Source organism: Streptomyces glaucus (assembly GCF_039533365.1).
GTDB lineage: Bacteria > Actinomycetota > Actinomycetes > Streptomycetales > Streptomycetaceae > Streptomyces > Streptomyces glaucus.
On the sequence record NZ_BAAATK010000110.1, the window covers coordinates 1 to 4,589 of the forward strand.

The window sequence follows — 4,589 nt, forward strand, 5'->3', positions numbered from 1 at the left end:
CCGCCAACGCCTACCTCGACGCCCTCGTACGCCACCGCCGCAGCCTCGGCCTGCCGGGGCTGTCGCTGGCCTGGGGTCCCTGGGAGGCGTCGGCGGGAATGACCGCGCGGCTCACCGCGGCGGACCGCGCGCGCATGGCCCGCGCGGGACTGCTGCCGCTGTCCACGGCCGGCGCCCTGGACCTCTTCGACGCGGCGCTGGCGGGCGAGGAACCCGTCGTGCTGCCGATACGGTTCGACACCGCGGCCCTGCGGGCCGCCGGCGACACCGTCCCGGCCGTGCTGCGCGGCCTCGTCCGCGGGCCCGGACCCCGCCGCACCGCGGCCCGCGCCGTCCCCGCCGGCGCGGACGGCCCGGATCTCGCCGCGCGGATCGGCCGGCTGGACCCCGAGGCGCGACTGCGTGAACTGGTGACCCTCGTCCGCCACCACGTCGCCCGGGTCCTCGGCCACCGCGGCACCGACGCCGTGGACCCCGAACGGCCCTTCCGGGAACTCGGGTTCGACTCCCTCACCGCCGTCGAACTGCGCAACGCGCTCACCGCCGCCACCGGCCTGCGCCTGTCCGCGACCCTCGTCTTCGACCACCCGACGGCCACCGCCCTCGCCGCCCACCTGCGCGACGAGCTCACCGGCCGGCGCCCCGCCGCCGTCCACCCGCCCGCACGGCCCGCCGTCACCGACGACCCGGTGGCCGTCGTGGGCATGGCGTGCCGCTTCCCCGGCGGCGTCACCTCCCCGGACGACCTGTGGCGACTGCTCACCGAAGGCGTGGACGCCATCGGCGACGTGCCCGCCGAACGCGGCTGGGGAAGCCCCCGCCGCGGCGGCTTCCTCACCGACGCGGGCGACTTCGACGCCGACTTCTTCGGCATGAGCCCCCGCGAGGCGCTGGCCACGGACGCCCAGCAGCGACTGCTGCTGGAGACCGCCTGGGAGGCGATCGAGCGGGCCGGCATCGACCCGGTGACGCTGCGCGGCAGCCGCACCGGCGTCTTCGCCGGCGTCATGTACGGCGACTACGGCACCCTGCTCACCGACGAACGGTTCGAAGGGCTGCGCGGCGCCGGCAGCGCCCACAGCGTCGCCTCCGGCCGCGTCGCCTACGCCCTCGGCCTGGAAGGCCCCACCCTCACCGTCGACACCGCCTGCTCCTCCTCCCTGGTCGCCCTGCACCTCGCCGCCCAGGCGCTGCACGGCGGCGAGTGCACGCTCGCCCTGGCCGGCGGGGTGACGGTGATGGCGACGCCGTCGACCTACGTGGAGTTCGACCGGCAGGGCGGACTCGCACCCGACGGCCGCTGCAAGGCCTACTCGGACGCGGCCGACGGCGTCGGCTGGGGCGAGGGCGTCGGCCTCGTCGTCCTCGAACGGCTCTCCGACGCCCACCGCAACGGCCACCCCGTCCTCGCGGTGCTGCGCGGCTCCGCCGTCAACTCCGACGGCGCCTCCAACGGCCTGACCGCGCCCAACGGGCCCGCCCAGCAGCGGGTGATCCGGCAGGCCCTGGCCGCGGCCGGGCTCGCCCCGGCCGACGTGGACGCCGTCGAGGGCCACGGCACCGGCACCCGCCTCGGCGACCCCATCGAGGCGCAGGCCCTCATCGCCGCCTACGGGCAGGACCGCGAACGGCCCCTGCTGCTCGGCTCGGTGAAGTCCAACATCGGCCACACCCAGGCCGCCGCCGGCGTCGCCGGCGTCATCAAGACCGTGCTCGCGCTGCGCCACGGCCTGCTGCCCCGCACCCTGCACGCCGACACCCCCTCCTCGCACGTCGACTGGGCCGCGGGCGCCGTACGCCTGCTGCGCGAGGACACCCCGTGGCCCGAGACGGGCCGGCCGCGCCGCGCCGGCGTCTCCTCCTTCGGCGTCAGCGGCACCAACGCCCACGTGATCCTGGAAGCCGCCCCGCCGCAGCCCGCCGACACCGGTGAGCACCCCGGCGCCGGCCTCGTGCCCGGCGCGGTGCCCTGGGTGCTGTCGGCCCGCACGGCGGACGCGCTCGACGCCCGCCTCGCCCGCCTCGCCGACCGCAACGACCGGCTGGACGTCGGCGGCACCCTGGCCGCCGCCGCCCGCACGGCGTTCCCGCACCGGGCCGTGGCGCTCGCCACCGACTCCGGCCCCGTGGAGATCGCCCGCGCGGTGGCCGGCGACCCCGGCCGGGTCGCCTTCGTCTTCTCCGGGCAGGGCGCCCAGCGCCTCGGCATGGGCCGGGACCTGTACGCCCGCTTCCCGGTGTTCGCCGCCGCCCTCGACGAGACGCTGGCGCTGCTCGACCCCGGCCTGCGGGAGACGATGTGGGGCGGCGACGAGGCCGCGCTGCAGCGCACCGACCGGACCCAGCCCGCTCTGTTCGCCGTCGAGGTCGCCCTGTACCGGCTGCTGGAGTCCCTCGGCGTACGACCGGACGTCGTCACCGGCCACTCCGTCGGCGAGATCACGGCCGCGCACGTGGCCGGGGTGCTGTCGCTGCCCGACGCCTGCGCCCTGGTCACCGCCCGCGCCCGGCTCATGGCGGAACTGCCCGAAGGCGGCCTGATGCTCGCCGTGGAAGCCACCGAGGACGAGGTCGCCCCGCTGCTCACGGACACGGTGGCGATCGCGGCGGTCAACGGCCCGGCCTCCGTGGTCCTGTCCGGTACGCGGGAGGCGGTCCTCGCCGTCGCGGCCGGCCTGCCCGGCCGTCGCACGACCCGGCTGCGGGTCAGCCACGCCTTCCACTCCCCGCTGACGGACCCCATGCTGGCCGCCTTCCGGGAGGCCCTGAACGGCCTGGAGTTCCACGAGCCGCGGCTGCCCGTCGTGTCGGCCCTCACCGGAACGCTCGCCGGGGACGGCGACCTGACGACGGCCGACCACTGGGTGCGGCACGCCCGCCGGACCGTCCGCTTCGCCGACGCGGTCCGCGCACTGGCCGGGACCGGCGCCCGGACCTACCTGGAGATCGGCCCCACGGCGGTCCTGACGGGCCTCATCGCCCCGGCGCTGCCCGACGACGCCCCCGCGCTGACCGTGCCGCTGCTGCGCGCCGGCCACCCCGAGGAGACCGCGCTCGTCACCGCGCTCGCCCGGCTGTTCACCGCGGGCGTGCCCGTCGACTGGCCCGCCCTCTTCACCGGCACCGGCGCCCGCCGCACCGAACTGCCCACCTATCCGTTCCGGCGCCGCCGCTACTGGCCCACCGCCGGCCCCGCCCGGACGGACGTCCGCGGCGCCGGCCTGACCGCCGTACGCCACCCGCTGCTGACGGCGGCCGTGTCCCTCGCCGACACCGACGGCACCCTGTTCACCGGCCGTGTCTCGACGGCCACCCACCCGTGGACCACCGGCCACCGGGTCGCCGGCCGCGTCCTGCTGCCCGGCACCGCGCTGGCCGACCTGGTGGCCCGCGCCGGCGCCGAACTCGGCCACGGCCGGATCACCGAGCTCACCCTCGCCGCCCCCCTGGCCCTGCCCGAACGCGACGCCCTCGCCCTCCAGGTCCTCGTCGGCGCCCCCGACGCCTCGGGCCACCGCCCGGTGACCGTCTCCTCCCGTCCCGAGGACGAGCCGGACACCCCCTGGCTGCGTCACGCCACCGGCCTGCTCACCACACCCGACGGCCCGCCCCCCGGCACCCCCGGGACATGGCCGCCGCCCGGCGCCGAACCCGTCGACCTCGACGGCCTCCACGACGAACTGGCCGACGCCGCCCTGGACTACGGACCGCCGTTCCGGGCGCTGACCGCGGTGTGGCGGCGCGGGGACGAACTGTTCGCGCAGGCCGCGCTCGCCGAGGACACCGACACCGACGGCTTCGGCCTCCACCCCGCCCTCTTCGACGCCGTCCTGCACGCCGCCGCGTTCACCGGCGGAACGCCCGGCCTGCCCTTCGCCTGGCACGACGTGGAACTGCACACCACCGGAGCCCGCGAAGTACGGGCCCGCCTGACCCGCGACCCGGCGGACGGCGGCATCGCCCTCACCCTCACCGACCCCGCCGGAGCCCCGGTCGCCACCGTCGGCTCCCTCGTCACCCGCCCGGCGGCCGACCTCGGGACGCCGACGCCCGCGCACGGCGCCCTGTTCCAGGTGGAGTGGACCCCCCTGGACACCGGGAGGCGGACAGCGGCGGCCGAAGCCGCCGTCCTCGCCCCGGACCGGGCCCCGGCCTGGGCACCCCCCGCAGCCCGCGTCCTCACCGACCCGACCAGCCGGCCCGCCGCCGAAGCCGCCCCGGACCTGGTCCTCACCGAGCTGACCGCGGACGACCTGCACCCCACCCTCCACCGGGTCCTCCGCCTGATCCACGACTGGCTCGCCGCGGCCCCGTACGAGACGTCCCGCCTCGTCGTCGTGGTCCCGGACGGCCACGACCCGGTCGTGGAAGCGGCACGCGGCCTGCTGCGCTCGGCGGCCACCGAGCACCCGGCCCGGTTCGCCCTGCTCGCCCTCGACCCGACCGCTCCCGCACTCCCGCCCCTGCCCGCGCTCATGGCCGCGTTCAGCGACGGGGAGACCGAACTCGCCGTACGCGGCGACCGGCTCCTCGCGCCCCGGTTGGTCCGGTGTGCGGGGGCCGGTGGGGTGGGGTCGGTGCGCTGGGAC

General features: G+C 77.7%; 1 protein-coding gene. It reads left to right on the forward strand.

The features are described from left to right. Positions 1–4,589 (forward strand): type I polyketide synthase (locus ABD363_RS32240; protein WP_344610006.1); only part of this gene is annotated, 4,589 nt, incomplete at both ends.